The sequence below is a fragment of the Micromonospora parathelypteridis genome (genome assembly GCF_014201145.1).
GTDB classification, from domain to species: Bacteria; Actinomycetota; Actinomycetes; order Mycobacteriales; family Micromonosporaceae; genus Micromonospora; species Micromonospora parathelypteridis.
Map to the genome: position 1 here is coordinate 4013401 of NZ_JACHDP010000001.1, position 13361 is coordinate 4026761.

Annotated in this window: 14 protein-coding genes; 5 read left to right on the top strand and 9 right to left on the bottom strand. The window is 70.0% G+C overall.

Annotated elements, in window-relative coordinates; genetic code table 11:
* Positions 1-4 precede the first annotated feature (4 nt).
* Positions 5-451: a DoxX family protein gene (locus tag HNR20_RS18155; RefSeq protein WP_184181403.1), complete on the bottom strand. Its 447-nt coding sequence runs from the start codon at positions 449-451 to the stop codon at positions 5-7.
* An 80-nt stretch (positions 452-531) separates the two neighbouring features.
* Between HNR20_RS18155 and HNR20_RS18160 the strand changes: the two genes are divergently transcribed.
* The gene (locus tag HNR20_RS18160) at positions 532-1092 is read left to right on the top strand and encodes a TetR/AcrR family transcriptional regulator (RefSeq protein WP_184181405.1); all 561 of its coding nucleotides are present in this window, start codon (positions 532-534) and stop codon (positions 1090-1092) included.
* Positions 1093-1117: 25 nt separating this feature from the next.
* On the opposite strand, the gene HNR20_RS18165 is transcribed toward HNR20_RS18160, so the two are convergent.
* Both HNR20_RS18165 and HNR20_RS18170 read right to left on the bottom strand, forming a co-directional pair.
* Entirely contained in the window at positions 1118-2557 is a 1440-nt protein-coding gene (locus HNR20_RS18165) for a GuaB1 family IMP dehydrogenase-related protein (protein WP_184181407.1), read from the bottom strand.
* A 120-nt stretch (positions 2558-2677) separates the two neighbouring features.
* Positions 2678-3274, bottom strand: coding sequence for a LysE/ArgO family amino acid transporter (locus tag HNR20_RS18170; RefSeq protein ID WP_184181409.1), 597 nt, complete (start codon positions 3272-3274; stop codon positions 2678-2680).
* 69 nt (positions 3275-3343) lie between these two features.
* Here HNR20_RS18170 and HNR20_RS18175 point away from each other — a divergent pair, with 69 nt between their 5' ends.
* Positions 3344-4237, top strand: coding sequence for a LysR family transcriptional regulator ArgP (locus tag HNR20_RS18175; RefSeq protein ID WP_184181411.1), 894 nt, complete (start codon positions 3344-3346; stop codon positions 4235-4237).
* 4 nt (positions 4238-4241) lie between these two features.
* On the opposite strand, the gene HNR20_RS18180 is transcribed toward HNR20_RS18175, so the two are convergent.
* Complete coding sequence (locus tag HNR20_RS18180; protein ID WP_184181413.1) at positions 4242-5993, bottom strand: acetyl/propionyl/methylcrotonyl-CoA carboxylase subunit alpha; 1752 nt, start codon at positions 5991-5993, stop codon at positions 4242-4244.
* Positions 5994-6141: 148 nt separating this feature from the next.
* On the opposite strand from HNR20_RS18180, the gene HNR20_RS18185 reads away from it, so the two are divergent.
* The 3 genes from HNR20_RS18185 (at position 6142) to HNR20_RS18195 (ending at position 8609) form a co-directional block, all read left to right on the top strand.
* Complete coding sequence (locus HNR20_RS18185) at positions 6142-6756, top strand: PadR family transcriptional regulator (protein ID WP_184188631.1); 615 nt, start codon at positions 6142-6144, stop codon at positions 6754-6756.
* A gap of 121 nt (positions 6757-6877) precedes the next feature.
* Entirely contained in the window at positions 6878-7837 is a 960-nt protein-coding gene (locus HNR20_RS18190; RefSeq protein ID WP_184181415.1) for an ATP-binding cassette domain-containing protein, read from the top strand.
* A gap of 16 nt (positions 7838-7853) precedes the next feature.
* Complete coding sequence (locus HNR20_RS18195; protein WP_184181417.1) at positions 7854-8609, top strand: ABC transporter permease; 756 nt, start codon at positions 7854-7856, stop codon at positions 8607-8609.
* 114 nt (positions 8610-8723) lie between these two features.
* On the opposite strand, the gene HNR20_RS18200 is transcribed toward HNR20_RS18195, so the two are convergent.
* The 5 genes from HNR20_RS18200 to HNR20_RS18220 all read right to left on the bottom strand — a co-directional run bounded on the left by HNR20_RS18200 (position 8724) and on the right by HNR20_RS18220 (position 13304).
* Positions 8724-9377: an O-methyltransferase gene (locus HNR20_RS18200; protein WP_184181419.1), complete on the bottom strand. Its 654-nt coding sequence runs from the start codon at positions 9375-9377 to the stop codon at positions 8724-8726.
* A complete protein-coding gene (locus tag HNR20_RS18205) occupies positions 9374-10042 on the bottom strand; it encodes a Maf family protein (RefSeq protein WP_184181421.1) in 669 nt (222 codons plus the stop codon). The genes HNR20_RS18200 and HNR20_RS18205 overlap by 4 nt, the downstream gene beginning before the upstream one ends.
* 291 nt (positions 10043-10333) lie before the next feature.
* On the bottom strand, positions 10334-11473 hold the full coding sequence (locus HNR20_RS18210) for a S8 family serine peptidase (protein ID WP_184181423.1): 1140 nt from the start codon (positions 11471-11473) through the stop codon (positions 10334-10336).
* Complete coding sequence (locus HNR20_RS18215) at positions 11473-12849, bottom strand: hypothetical protein (RefSeq protein ID WP_229686990.1); 1377 nt, start codon at positions 12847-12849, stop codon at positions 11473-11475. The genes HNR20_RS18210 and HNR20_RS18215 overlap by 1 nt, the downstream gene beginning before the upstream one ends.
* Entirely contained in the window at positions 12846-13304 is a 459-nt protein-coding gene (locus HNR20_RS18220) for a hypothetical protein (RefSeq protein WP_184181425.1), read from the bottom strand. The genes HNR20_RS18215 and HNR20_RS18220 overlap by 4 nt, the downstream gene beginning before the upstream one ends.
* Positions 13305-13361: the final 57 nt, after the last annotated feature.

Consider the following 13361-nt stretch of genomic DNA (forward strand, 5'->3'; position numbering starts at 1 on the left):
ATAGTCAGGGGCCAAACGAAATTACCGCCGCGGCGGCGACGAACGCGATCTGCAGGACGGTGCGCTGCCCGAGAGGGGTGACCGGGCGTCCGCCGAGGGTCAGCCGTCGACGTGCGGCCGAGACATTGGCCGGGAACATCGCGAGCATGAGCAGGGCGAGCCCGGCCGCGGCCAGGCGCGCGGTCGCGGGCACCAGCAGGCCGATCGCGCCGACCAGTTCCATCACCCCGGTGAGGGTGACCAGCAGGTCCGGCCGGGGCAGTCGAGGCGGGACCATGGCGATCAGGTCGGTACGGCGTTGACCGGCGAAGTGTGCGACGGCGGTCAGCGTGAACATCACGGCCAGTCCGACCCGCAGTGCGGGGTGCCAGCCGTCCAGTGCGGAGATACCGGCCAGGCCGGTCAGGCGGGCGAGCGCGGTGCCGACCAGTAGGGCGATCAGGGGTGCCATCGAATCCTCCTCGGTAACTTGTCAGTGGCAAGTTTGCAGATCAAGGAGCCATCTTGTCAATGACAAGATAGGATTCGGGCATGACCGAGACGCGCACCTACCACCACGGCGACCTGCGCCGGGCCCTCCTCGCCGCAGCGCTGGAGGCCATCGAGGAGGTCGGGCCCACCGCGCTGAGCCTGCGCGACCTGGCCCGTCGGGCCGGCGTCTCGCACGCCGCGCCCGCACACCACTTCGGCGACAAGGCGGGCCTGCTCAGCGCCCTCGCCGCCCAGGGCTTCGACCGGTTGGCCCAGGCGCTGACCGCGACGGGTGACGACCTGCTGGAGGCGGGTGTGGCATACGTCGACTTCGCCGTCGCACACCGCGCGTACTTCGAGGTGATGTTCCGGCCCGAGCTCTACCGGGCCGACGACGGCGAGCTGGTCGCCGCACGACAGCGCGCCCGAGCCGCGCTCGGCGCCGGGGTGGCCGCCCTACCCAGCGACGGCGCGCCCGCCGACACCGAGCGGGACGCGCTCGCCGCCTGGTCGATCGCCCACGGCTTCGCCACCCTCTGGCTGGCGGGCGCACTGCCGGCCCGGGTCGGTGACGACCCCCGCGAGGCGGCCCGCGCCGTGCTGCGCCGGCTGGCGAGCTGAGCAGCCCTCGACGCGGCGAAGAGCGCTACCAGCTCGTGGGGAGCGGCATTCCCTCGGTGAAACCGGCGGCGCTCTGGACGCCGACGATCGCCCGCTCGTGGAACTGCGTCAGGTCCCGTGCGCCGGCGTAGGTGAAGGCGCTGCGTACCCCCGCGATGATCTCGTCGATCAGGTCTTCGACGCCGGGTCGGGCCGGGTCCAGGTACATCCGGGCCGAGGAGATGCCCTCCTCGAACACCGCCTTGCGGGCCCGGTCGTACGGGCTGTCGTCGGCGGTGCGGGCGCTGACCGCCCGAGCCGACGCCATCCCGAAGCTCTCCTTGTACCGCCGGCCGTCCGCATCGGCGTACAGGTCGCCGGGGGATTCGTAGGTGCCGGCGAACCACGAGCCGATCATCACGTTCGACGCCCCGGCGGCGAGCGCGAGCGCGACGTCCCGTGGATGCCGCACCCCGCCGTCGGCCCAGACGTGCCGGCCGAGCTGCCGGGCCGCGGTCGCGCAGTCGAGTACGGCGGAGAACTGCGGGCGTCCCACGCCGGTCATCATCCGGGTGGTGCACATCGCGCCCGGCCCGACACCCACCTTGATGATGTCCGCCCCCGCCTCGACGAGGTCGCGTACCCCCTCGGCGGTGACCACGTTGCCGGCGGCCACCGGCACCCCCGGGTCCAGCTTGCGGACCGCCTGGAGCGCGGAGATCATCCGTGCCTGGTGGCCGTGCGCGGTGTCCACGACCAGCGTGTCCACCCCCGCCTCCAGCAGAGCCGCGGCCTTGCCGGTCACGTCGCCGTTGATCCCGACGGCCGCCGCGATGCGAAGCCGGCCCCGGTCGTCCACCGCCGGCGTGTAGAGCGTGGCGCGCAGCGCGCCCTGGCGGGTCAGCACCCCGACCAGCCGACCCTCGGCGTCCACCACCGGGGCGAGCCGACGACGGCCCGCGGAGAGCAGATCGAAGCCGGTACGCGGGTCCGCGTCCGCCGGGACGGTGTGCAGCTCGGTGGACATCACGTGACGCAGTTGGGCGAACCGGTCCACTCCCGTGGTGTCCGCCTCGGTGACCACGCCCATCGGCCGGCCGGCGTCGTCGACCACGATCACCGCACCGTGCGAGCGCTTCGGCAGCAGGTGGATGGCGTCACCCACGGTCTCGGTCGGGCCCAGGGTGATCGGAGTGTCGTAGACCAGGTGCCGCTGCTTGACCCAGCCGACGACATTCGCCACCACCTCGATCGGGATGTCCTGCGGGATCACCGCGATCGCGCCCCGGCGGGCCACCGTCTCGGCCATCCGCCGGCCGGCGACCGCGGTCATGTTCGACACCACCAGCGGGATGGTGGTGCCGGTGCCGTCACCGGTGGACAGGTCGACGTCGAGCCGGGAGCTCAGGTCGGAGCGGGCCGGCGCCATGAAGACGTCGGTATAGGTCAGGTCGTGCGCGGGGACCGCGCCGTGAAGGAACCGCACCCGGCCATCATTCCCGCTCGCGGCCCGTCCCGCCGCCGGTGGTCGTGGAAAACACTCTCACCGCCGTCGTTGCCGTTGGCCTGGTCCGGGTGGCGTCTCGGTGCCTGGTGTCAGGGTCGGTCAGCCCAACAGGAGAGCCGCGGCGAGCCCGGCCATCACGACGGCGATGATCGCGTCCAGCACCCGCCAGGCGACGGCACGGGCGAGCAGCGGCGCCAGGCGCTGCGCACCGGCGCCGAGCGCGGTGAACCAGACCGCGCTGGCCAGGGCGGCCCCGGCGCCGAAGACCCACCGGTGCGGGTGCTGTTGGGCCACGCCGCCGAGGAGCAGCACGGTGTCCAGGTAGACGTGGGGGTTCAGGTAGGTGAAGGCGACGCAGGCGAGCAGGGTCGCCCCCAACGTGGCCGGCGGCCGCTCGGTGGGCAGCAGGGCGCCGGGCCGGAGGGCGCGGCGGGCGGCGAGCGCCGCGTAGCAGAGGAGGAACGCCGCACCGCCCCAGCGGATCGCCGTCAGGAGGCCCGGTCGGCCCGTCACCAGTGAACCGACCCCGGCCACGCCCGCCATGATCAGCAGAGCGTCCGACGCGGCGCAGGTGAGCACCACGGGTACGACGTGCTCGCGACGCAGGCCCTGGCGCAGGACGAAGGCGTTCTGAGCGCCGATGGCGACGATGAGCGCGATGGAGATCGAGAAGCCGGCGACGGCGGAGGTGAGCACGGATCGACGCTAGAGCTGGCGACAGTCACCAGTCCAACTAAAGATTCTGACGCAACTTAAGCTGTGCTGATGGACGGTCTCGATTCGGCGCAGCTTCGGACGCTCGCAGCGGTGGTGGCGGAGGGCAGCTTCGACGCGGCGGCCCGGCTGCTGCACGTCACGCCGTCGGCGGTGAGTCAACGGATCAAGGCGCTGGAGGAGACCGTCGGCCAGGTGCTGGTCCGCCGCGCCCGACCGTGTGTGGCAACCGACGCCGGCCGCCCGCTGCTGCGCCTGGCCGGCCAGCTCACGCTTCTCGAACGGGAGGCACTGGCCGACGCTCGCGGCCCGCTGGCCGGCGGCGGTCGCGTCCGCGTCGCCGTGGTGGTCAACGCGGACTCACTGGCCACCTGGTTTCCCACCGCGCTGGCCCGGTTGCCACAGCGGGCCGGGCTCTCGTTCGACCTGCGGCAGGACGATCAGGACCACACCGCCGAGCTGCTCCGTGACGGTTCGGTGACGGCGGCGGTCACCGCCCAGCGGGAGGCGGTGCAGGGCTGCCGGGTGCTACCGCTCGGAGCCATGCGATACCGCGCGCTGGCCACGCCGGAATTCGTGGCGTCCCACTTCGTCGGAGGGTTCACCGCTTCCGCGCTGGCGGGCGCGCCGCTGATCGTCTTCGACCGGAAGGATCGCGTGCAACACCGCTTCATCGAGGCGGTAGCGGGTCGGCCGCTCGACCCGCCGGTGCACTACGTGCCGTCGGTGCCGGCCGTCAGCGCGACGATCCGGCTCGGGTTGGGCTGGAGTATGGTGCCGGAACAGATCGCCCAGGCCGACCTCGCCGCCGGTGGCTGTGTCGACCTCGCGCCGGGCCGACACCTGGACGTCCCGCTCTACTGGCAGCACTGGCGGCTGGAGTCGGATGTGCTGAACGCCCTGACCGCCGCCGTCCGCGCGGTTGCCGCCGAGAACCTGCGCTGACCGCTCAGGCGATGGTGCAGATGGGGGCACCGGCGGTGATCACGGCACCGACCTCGGCGGTGAGCCCGCTGACCGTGCCCGCCTTGTGGGCGTGCAGCGGCTGCTCCATCTTCATCGCCTCCAACACCACCACCAGGTCGCCCTCGGCCACGGTGTCGCCGTCCGCCACCGCGATCTTGACGATGGTGCCCTGCATGGGCGAGGTGAGCGCGTCACCGCTGACCGGGGCGCCCGCCTTGGCTCCGCCGCCGCGTCGGGCCGGCTTACGGGTGGCGGGTGCCGCGGTGGTCGTACCCCCGCCGAAGCCGGCGGGGAGGCGGACCTCGATTCGCTTGCCACCCACCTCTACCACGACGGTCTCGCGCTCTGCCGGCGCCTCGGCGGCACCGGCGGCGGCGGCGAACGGCGGCACGGTGTTGTGGAATTCGGTCTCGATCCACCGGGTGTGCACGGTGAACGGCTCAGCGGTGAACGCCTCGTCCCGCACGACCAGTCGGTGGAACGGCAGCGCGGTGGCCATTCCGTCGACGACCATCTCGTCCAGCGCGCGGCGGGCACGCTCCAGCGCCTCGGTACGCGTCTCGCCAGTGATGATCACCTTGGCCAGCAACGAGTCGAAGTTGCCACCGATCACGTCCCCGGCCGAGATGCCGGTGTCGACCCGGACACCCGGGCCGGTGGGCAGTCGCAGCGCGGTGACCGTGCCGGGGGCGGGCAGGAAGTTGCGGCCCGGATCCTCGCCGTTGATCCGGAACTCGATCGAGTGCCCGCGCGGCGTCGGGTCCTCGGTGATCCGCAGCTTCTCACCGTCGGCGATCCGGAACTGCTCGCGCACCAGGTCGATGCCGGCGGTCTCCTCGGTGACCGGGTGCTCGACCTGGAGTCGGGTGTTGACCTCCAGGAAGGAGATGGTGCCGTCCACGCCGACCAGGTACTCGACCGTGCCGGCGCCGTGGTAGCCGGCCTCGCGGCAGATCGCCTTGGCGCTGTCGTGGATCTGTGCCCGCTGCGCGTCGGTGAGGAACGGCGCGGGCGCCTCCTCCACGAGCTTCTGGTGCCGACGCTGCAGGGAGCAGTCCCGGGTGCCCACCACGATCACGTTGCCGTGCTGGTCGGCGAGGACCTGCGCCTCGACGTGCCGGGGCTGGTCCAGGTAGCGCTCGACGAAGCACTCGCCCCGGCCGAACGCTGCGACCGCTTCGCGCGTGGCCGACTCGAAGAGCTGGGGGATCTCCTCCATGGTCCGGGCGACCTTGAGGCCGCGCCCGCCGCCGCCGAAGGCGGCCTTGATGGCGACCGGCAGGCCGTGGTCGACGGCGAACGCCATCACCTCGTCCGGGCTGGCGACCGGGTCCGGGGTGCCGGGGACCAGCGGGGCGCCAGCGCGCTGGGCGATGTGCCGGGCGGTGACCTTGTCGCCGAGGTCGCGGATCGCCTGCGGGGTGGGGCCGATCCAGGTCAGCCCGGCGTCGATGACCGCCTGGGCGAAGTCGGCGTTCTCGGACAGGAAGCCGTAGCCGGGGTGCACGGCGTCGGCGCCGGCCCGGGCGGCGACGTCGAGCAGCTTGTCGATGCGCAGGTACGTCTCGGTCGCGGTGTCCCCGTCGAGCGCGTACGCCTCGTCCGCGAGGGTGGCGTGCAGGGCCTCACGGTCGGAGTCCGCGTACACGGCGACGCTGCCCAGGCCGGCGTCGCGGCACGCACGGATCACCCGGACGGCGATCTCGCCGCGGTTGGCGATGAGTACCTTGCGCACCTTCGTGGCTCCTCCCGGGCAGGTTACTGACGGGGAGTGTATCGGCCGCCCAACTGGCCCTAACGATCGCTCAGTGTGGGATGCCGCACTGTGCCGCGACGCTGTAGTCAAACTTGGCTATTACGCTTGTCGGGTGTCTGCGACTCGAATGATGATCCTCGGTCTGGTGCGGTGGATGCAGCCCGTGCACGGCTACGACGTACGCCGCGAGCTGTTGAGCTGGAGCGCCGACAAATGGGCGAACGTGCAGCCAGGGTCGATCTACCACGCCCTGCGCAAGCTCACCGAGGAGGGACTGCTCCGCGCCGTCGCCACCGAGCAGGTGGGTGCCCGTCCGGCCCGGACCACCTACGAGGTGACCGCCACGGGCGAGGACGAGTTCGAGACGCTGCTGCGCAACCTCTGGTGGAACCTCAGCGAGCCAACCGACCCCTTCGCGGCGGCCTTCTCCTTCCTGCCGGCCATGCCGCGCGCCGAGGCCGCCGCGGCCCTGCGCAACCGGGCCAATCTGCTGCGCGCTGGCGTCGAGTCGATGCGTGCCTCGCTCGAGTCGGACTGGGTGCGTAACCGGAAGCCGGCGCACGTGGGCTGGATGTTCGAGCTGTGGGCGGTGCGGGCGGAGGCGGAGATGGGGTGGTGCGAACGGATCGCGGAACGGATCGAGTCCGGTGTGTCGTACCTGCCTGCTGAGCTGGAGAACGTGGAGGGTTGGTCGGGCTGGAGGGAGCGCAGAGAGCCGCCGACCGAGGCCGACGCGGAATAATCAACGTTGACTAGAGGAGTTATATCGCGTTAGCCTGCTGTCGGCACAGCGGGGGAGTGCGCCGTCCGGCGTCGTCCCACTCGACGGCCGGCGTGGCCGGCCCGACCGACCAGGAGCAGAAATGATCGAGACCAGGGGGCTAAGGAAGTCGTTCCGCTCCCGCGCGGGTCGAGAGACGAAGACGGTGGACGCCGTGCGGGGCGTCAACCTTGAGGTCGCCGAGGGCGAGATCTTCGGCTTCCTCGGTCCGAACGGCGCAGGCAAGACCACCACGTTGCGGATGCTCGCCACGCTGATCGAGCCGGACGGTGGCGAGGCCACCATCGCGGGCGCCGACCTGCGCAAGGACCCGGCCGAGGTGCGCCGGCGGATCGGCTACGTCCCGCAGGGCGGCAGCACCTGGGACGAGTCCACCGCCCGTGAAGAGCTGGTCCTGCACGCCCGCATGTATGGCATCGGCAAGGCCGACGCGCAGCGGCGCGCGGCCCGCGCCCTGGATGCCTTCCAGCTCACCGAGTACGCCGACCGCAAATGCAGCACCTACTCCGGCGGTCAGCGCCGGCGGGTGGAGATCGCGCTCGGCATCATCCACGAGCCGAAGATCGTCTTCCTGGACGAGCCCACCACCGGCCTCGACCCACAGAGCCGCGCCCACATGTGGGACGAGATCCGGCGGCTACGCGGCGACGGGATGACCGTCTTCATCACCACGCACTACCTGGACGAGGCCGACGCGCTCTGCGACCGGATCGCGATCATGGACAACGGCGAGGTGGTGGCCGAGGGCACGCCGGCCGAGCTCAAGCGGGAAATCTCCGGCGACGTGGTGCTGGTCGGCCTCGACCCGGCCGCCACTCCGCAGGCCACCAAGGCGCTCGACGGCGAGCTGTACGTCAACAAGCTGGAGACCGCCGATGAGGGCGGCCTGCGCCTCTACGTCGACGACGGTGCCACCGCGATTCCGCAGGTGCTGCGCAGGCTCGACCACGCTGGGCTGGAGCTGCGCTCGATCGAGTTGCACCGACCCAGCCTGGACGACGTCTTTCTCACCAAGACCGGCCGCTCGCTGCGCGAGTCCTGACCCCCGGAGACGACTCATGAAATTCGCCCGTGACACATGGCTGATCTTCCAGCGCCAGACTCAACTCCTGCTGCGCAACCCGGTCTGGGTCTTCGTCGGCGTGTTCCAGCCGGTCATGTACCTGCTGCTCTTCGCCCCGCTGCTCAAGCCGGCACTCAACGCGCCCACCCAGGCCGCCGCCTACAAGATCTTCGTACCCGGTCTGTTGGTGCTGCTCGCGATCTTCGGCGGCCTTTTCCAGGGCTTCGGCCTGATCGCCGAGCTGCGCGCCGGTGTCATCGAACGCTCCCGGGTCACCCCGATCAGCCGTCTCGCCCTGCTGCTCGGCCGCTCGCTGCGCGACGTGGTCTCGCTCCTCGTGCAGGCGGTCATCATCACCCTGCTGGCGCTCCTGTTCGACCTGCGGGTGTTCCTCGGTGACCTGCTGCTGGCGTACCTGATGCTCGCCCTGATCGCCCTCATGACCTCGGCCGTCTCCTACGGCGTCGCCCTCAAGGTCAAGAGCGAGGACGCGCTGGCCCCCCTGATGAACACCGTGGCGCAGCCGGTGCTGCTGCTGTCCGGCATCCTGCTGCCGCTGACCTTCGCACCCGGCTGGTTGCAGGGCGTCGCCAACTGGAACCCGTTCTCCTGGGCGGTCGACGGCACCCGGGCGCTGTTCGCCGGTGACCTGGGCAGCGACAAGGTCTGGCAGGGCCTGAGCATCACCGCGGTCCTCGCGGCGCTGGGCGTCTACTGGGCCGCCCGGCAGTTCGCCCGCAGCGTCCGCTGACCCGACCGGTTCGCGGGCTGCGTTCGTGGTTGTCGGGGTGTCCGTCTTGGGAGGACACCCCGACATCCTCGTCTGTGGCTGGCCTGCTTCCTGGGGCTCGATGCTTCCCGGTGCTCAGCGCACCCGAGCGAGGGTCAGGCCGTCCGCGATCGGCAGCATCACCGGGTCCACCCGTACGTCGGCGAGGACCTCGTCGTTGAAAGCGGCGATGGCCCGATCGTTGGCGTCCCGCGGAGCGATCACCCGGCCACCGCGCAGCACGTTGTCGACGGCGATCACTCCGCCCGGCCGCATCCGGGGCACCAGCTCCGCCCAGTAGACCGGGTATCCGGTCTTGTCCGCGTCGATGAACGCGAAGTCCAGGTGGCGCTCGTACGGCAGCTCCCGCAGCCTGTCCCCGGCCGGACCGATGCGCAGGTCGATCCGGTCCTGCACGCCGGCCCGTTCCCAGTAGCGCCGGGCGATGCCGGTGAACTCCTCGGAAATGTCGAAGCAGGTCAGCCGCCCACCCTCGGGCAACCCGCGGGCGATCGCCAGCGACGAGAGCCCGGTGAACGTGCCGACCTCGACGGCCTGCCGCACGTCGAGCAGTCGGGTGAGGAACGTCAGAAAGGCGGCCTGCTCCGGGGCCACCTGCATGGTGGCGTGTTCCGGCAGCACCGAGCGGGTCTCCTCGGCCAGGTCCCGGATGATCTCGTCCGGTGGGGAGCCGTGTGCGATCAGGTAGGCGTGCAGCTCGTCGGTGAGCGGGATCGACTTGGTGGTCATGACCGGACGTTACCGATCGGCTCGACCGTTTGGCCCCCGGGCGCGACCTTCGTCCACAGGTCGGTGATGCGGAGGTCGAGTTCCGCGAGGAGCCGACGCAGCAGCGGCATCGACAGCCCGATCACCGTGCCGGGGTCACCCTCGATCCGCTCCACGAACGGCCCACCCAACCCGTCGATGGTGAACGCGCCGGCAACCGCGAGCGGCTCACCGCTGGCCACGTACGCGGCGATCTCGTCGTCGCTAATGTCCGCGAAGTGGACGGTGGTCGAGGCGACCGCCTCCGCGCGCCGCCCGGCGGTGACGTCGATGAGGCAGTGCCCGCTGTGCAGAACGCCGCTGCGCCCCCGCATCCGCAACCATCGCCGGGTCGCGTCCGCCGAGTCGGCCGGCTTGCCGAGGATCTCCCCGTCGAACGCGAGCACCGAGTCGCAGCCGATCACCAGCGTCCGCTGGTCGGCGCCAGGGCTGAGTCGGGTCAACACCGCCTGCGCCTTGAGCCGAGCCAACTCCAGGCACAACTCCTCGGCCCGTTCGGTCACCACCAAGGACTCGTCCACCCCGCTGACCAGCACATCCGGCTCGATTCCGGCGGCCTTGAGAGACTTGAGACGGGCAGGGCTCGCTGAGGCAAGCACGAGGCGGAGCGGCAGAGTTTCAGACACCCACGCGACGTTACCGGCTCACCACCCCCGCCACTCACGCTCAACCGCCTTGGCGGCCGTCACGCTGGTGTTCGGCGAACTGGCCCCGAAGCAACCTTGATCGACTCCATATCGCCGACATCGGCCTATCAGCCGCATCGGATCCCGCAATATCGCCGATATGGAGTCGATCAACCCGCGAGCGACCCGCCCCCACCGCGCGCGACCCGATTCAGCCCCAGTTCGGGGTAACCCACCGCCCCAGACGCCGCCAAACCAAGGCAACCGAGTCGAGCGCCGTCCGCCGGCCAGTCAGCGACTGATCCTGGGCGGCGGATCATCGCCGCGTCGACGCCGCCGTGCCACCACCGCCCATCCGACCCCGGCAGCCAAGATCACCCCGAGAGTGGCCAGGCCACGCGCGGTCGCACCGCCGCCCTCATCACCCGGCAGAGCACCAGCCGTCGTCGTCGGGCCAGCACCGGCCGGCGCGCTCACAGACTCAAACCCCAGCGGCGGTACGTCTGCCGTCAGCGCCGCCACAAGATCGATCACGCCATAGCCGTACTCGTCGTCGCGCCCAGGCGCGCCCTTGTCGACCGCCGTGGCCGTGAGCCGGTGCGCCACCTCCCGCGCCGGCAGATACGGGTACTTGGATCGAATCAAGGCCGCCGCCCCCGCCACGATCGCCGTGGCGCTCGATGTTCCAGTGCCCTTCGAATACTTTCCGTCATAGCTGGTGCTGTAGATGTCGACCGCGGGAGCGACCACGTCGACTTTCGGACCGGTCACGGAGACGGCAGCGTGCAGTCCATCGCGCCCGACACCACCAACGGCGATCACGCCTTCTTCGCTGGCCGGAAAACGCACGCCAGTGTCTGGAGGCCAGTTGCCGGCCGCGGCTACTACTACGATGTCGGCGTCCTGGGCGGCTCTAATCGCTTGCTGAAGTCGCACGCTGGCGCCGGCGACGGCTGAGATGCTTATAACGTCGGCGCCCCGCGTGACGGCAAACTCGATGCCGGAGGCCAACGCGTCAGGATCGCCCTCGCCATTAAGTGGGGTATCAAGGATTGGGAGAATCTTTGCCATAGGCGCGATGCCGATAGCGCCCTTATCGTTAGTTCTTCCATGGGCTGCTATCAAGCCAGCCATCGAAGTTCCATGACTGTCTCGATCTTGGCGTCCGTCGCCGCTACCGCCGGGAATGACGTCTGTGCCAACCAGCAGATTTCCGCTTAGGTCAGGATGGGGGTCGACTCCTGTATCGGGAACCGCGACGACCACGCCGGACCCTTGGCTTAGCAGGCGCACCTCATCGATGCGAAGAAACGGAAGATGCCATTGATCGCCTCGTATGAGGTCCGCATCTTGAGTTGGGGCAGCGAGGCTCGCAGGTAGCAGTGTTCCGGCCAGAATGATCCTGGAAACTCTTGCTAGGAACGGGTTCATTACCTGCTGAAGCCAATTGCAGGACCCGGGTCGATCGGATCGTCCCGGTCTGGAGGTTGAACCACCGGAGGGACGCCCTGATCGGTCTCCCAAGGGTTATCTGGATCCCAGCGACGGGATTTCTCCTCGGACTCCGCCAGGATGCCCGGGCGGCCCGCGCTTCCAGGCAATCCGGGTGCACCACCGATCGGGAAGCCGCCTACGCTTCCATTGATGCTGCGTCCCCCACCTGGCCGGCTTCCTGCTGAACCAGTGGGTCCGGTCCCTGCATTGCCGCCGCCAATGACCCCGCCAACCGGATTGATTCTTCTAGGGGCGCCAGCGTTGCCCGTGGGTGGACCTGTACTCAATCCTGGAATACCCCCGATCAATCCGGCAGAAGGCGCGGGGCGAACGGGCGGCGTGGACCGCGCCGCACCACCATCGGTGCCGCCATTGACTGGCCTTGCGAGTGCCCCAGGCTGGTTAGTCCGTGCGGCCGGCGCTGTTGACGAGCCTATGGGAAGACCAGGGGGTATCCCTGGTGCAAGCCCGGGCCCGGCAGGGGCTGGTGGGACGACCGTGCCCGGCGTCTGAATCGTGGGCGTGGCCGTGTTGGTGGGTGCCGACGGAACTCCCGCCGTGGCTCCCCCAAGAACTGGTCCCACCCCCGGTATTACGGGTGCCGGACTCATCCGCTCGGGACCTGCGCTTCGAGCATGGGTGGTTGTGGAGGTGGATATGGGTACCGGCACGATGGGCGGAATCACGGGCGCCGGATAACTGCCGTACACATCGGGATCGTCCGGCTGCCTTGCGCTCTTCGGTGCTGCTGGTGGTTTTTGGAGGGTTGCTTGGGCTTGCTGGAGCTCGCTGCTGAGGCTGAACATCGCGGCCCGTGCCTGCACATTCAGCCGTTCCAGTTCCCCGTCGGTAACGGGCGCCTCGGTGACCCGGTTACCCATCACCGCTTTCGGGTCGGCGGCCATCGACTCGTACGCCTGCTTTTGTTGGAACTTGGTCGCGTACTCCTCATGGATCTTGCGGAGGGCGGCGCGGGTGGTGCCGATGGCCTGGGTGGCGGCGGAGAGCGCGGTGTAGTTCGCGGCGGCGGCGTTGTGGGTGCGCTGCACCTTGTCGATCAGCTCGTCGAGTTCGGCGAGGTACGTGCTGGAGGCGGCGCTGGTTTCGGGTGGCCATGCCTCGGCGAGGCCGCGCCGGTATTCCCGGAGGCGGCCGAGGTGGGTTTGCGCCAGGTCGCAGACCTTGCGCCAGCCGGCGACCTGCTTCCAGTGGTTGGCGGTGTCGTGGTCCTGTAGGCAGGCCCACATGCTGTTGACGTCCATGAGCTGCCAGTCGGTGAGGCCGGACGTGCGGCCGGTGCCCCGTTCGATCACGGCAGCACCACCGGCTTTTCGGCGTCGGGGCCGGTCGGGTCGGTCAGCATCGGCGTCGGGCCGCCGGGCAGCATGGTTGTCGGGTCGGCGAGGGCCTGTCGCACGTCCACCACTCGTGCGGCGGTGAAGGCGTCGCTGTCGGCGTATCGGGAGGCGACCTGATCGGCGGCGGCAGCCAGGTGGCCGGTGGCGCCGCGGACGGCGTACACCATGTCGGCGGTGGCCTGCTGCGTCTCGTGGTGCGCGTGCAGGAAAGTGACCAGCTCGATGAACGCGTCGCACGGGTTGGGCAGCTTGGCGGACATGTCTTCGGCGATGTACGACAGGTGCGGGGCGTAGTTGTTCTCGACCTCGGCGGCGAGCCGGTCGGCGAACTCTCTGAGCTGGCTGATGTCGGCCTCGATGCCGCTGTAACCGCGCAGCCAGGGCGCTGGCCGGTCCTCTTCGGGGATCATTGATCCTCCCTACCTGTCACGGCACCGTTTCCCTGAGTGAGGGTAACGGCTCCGCGC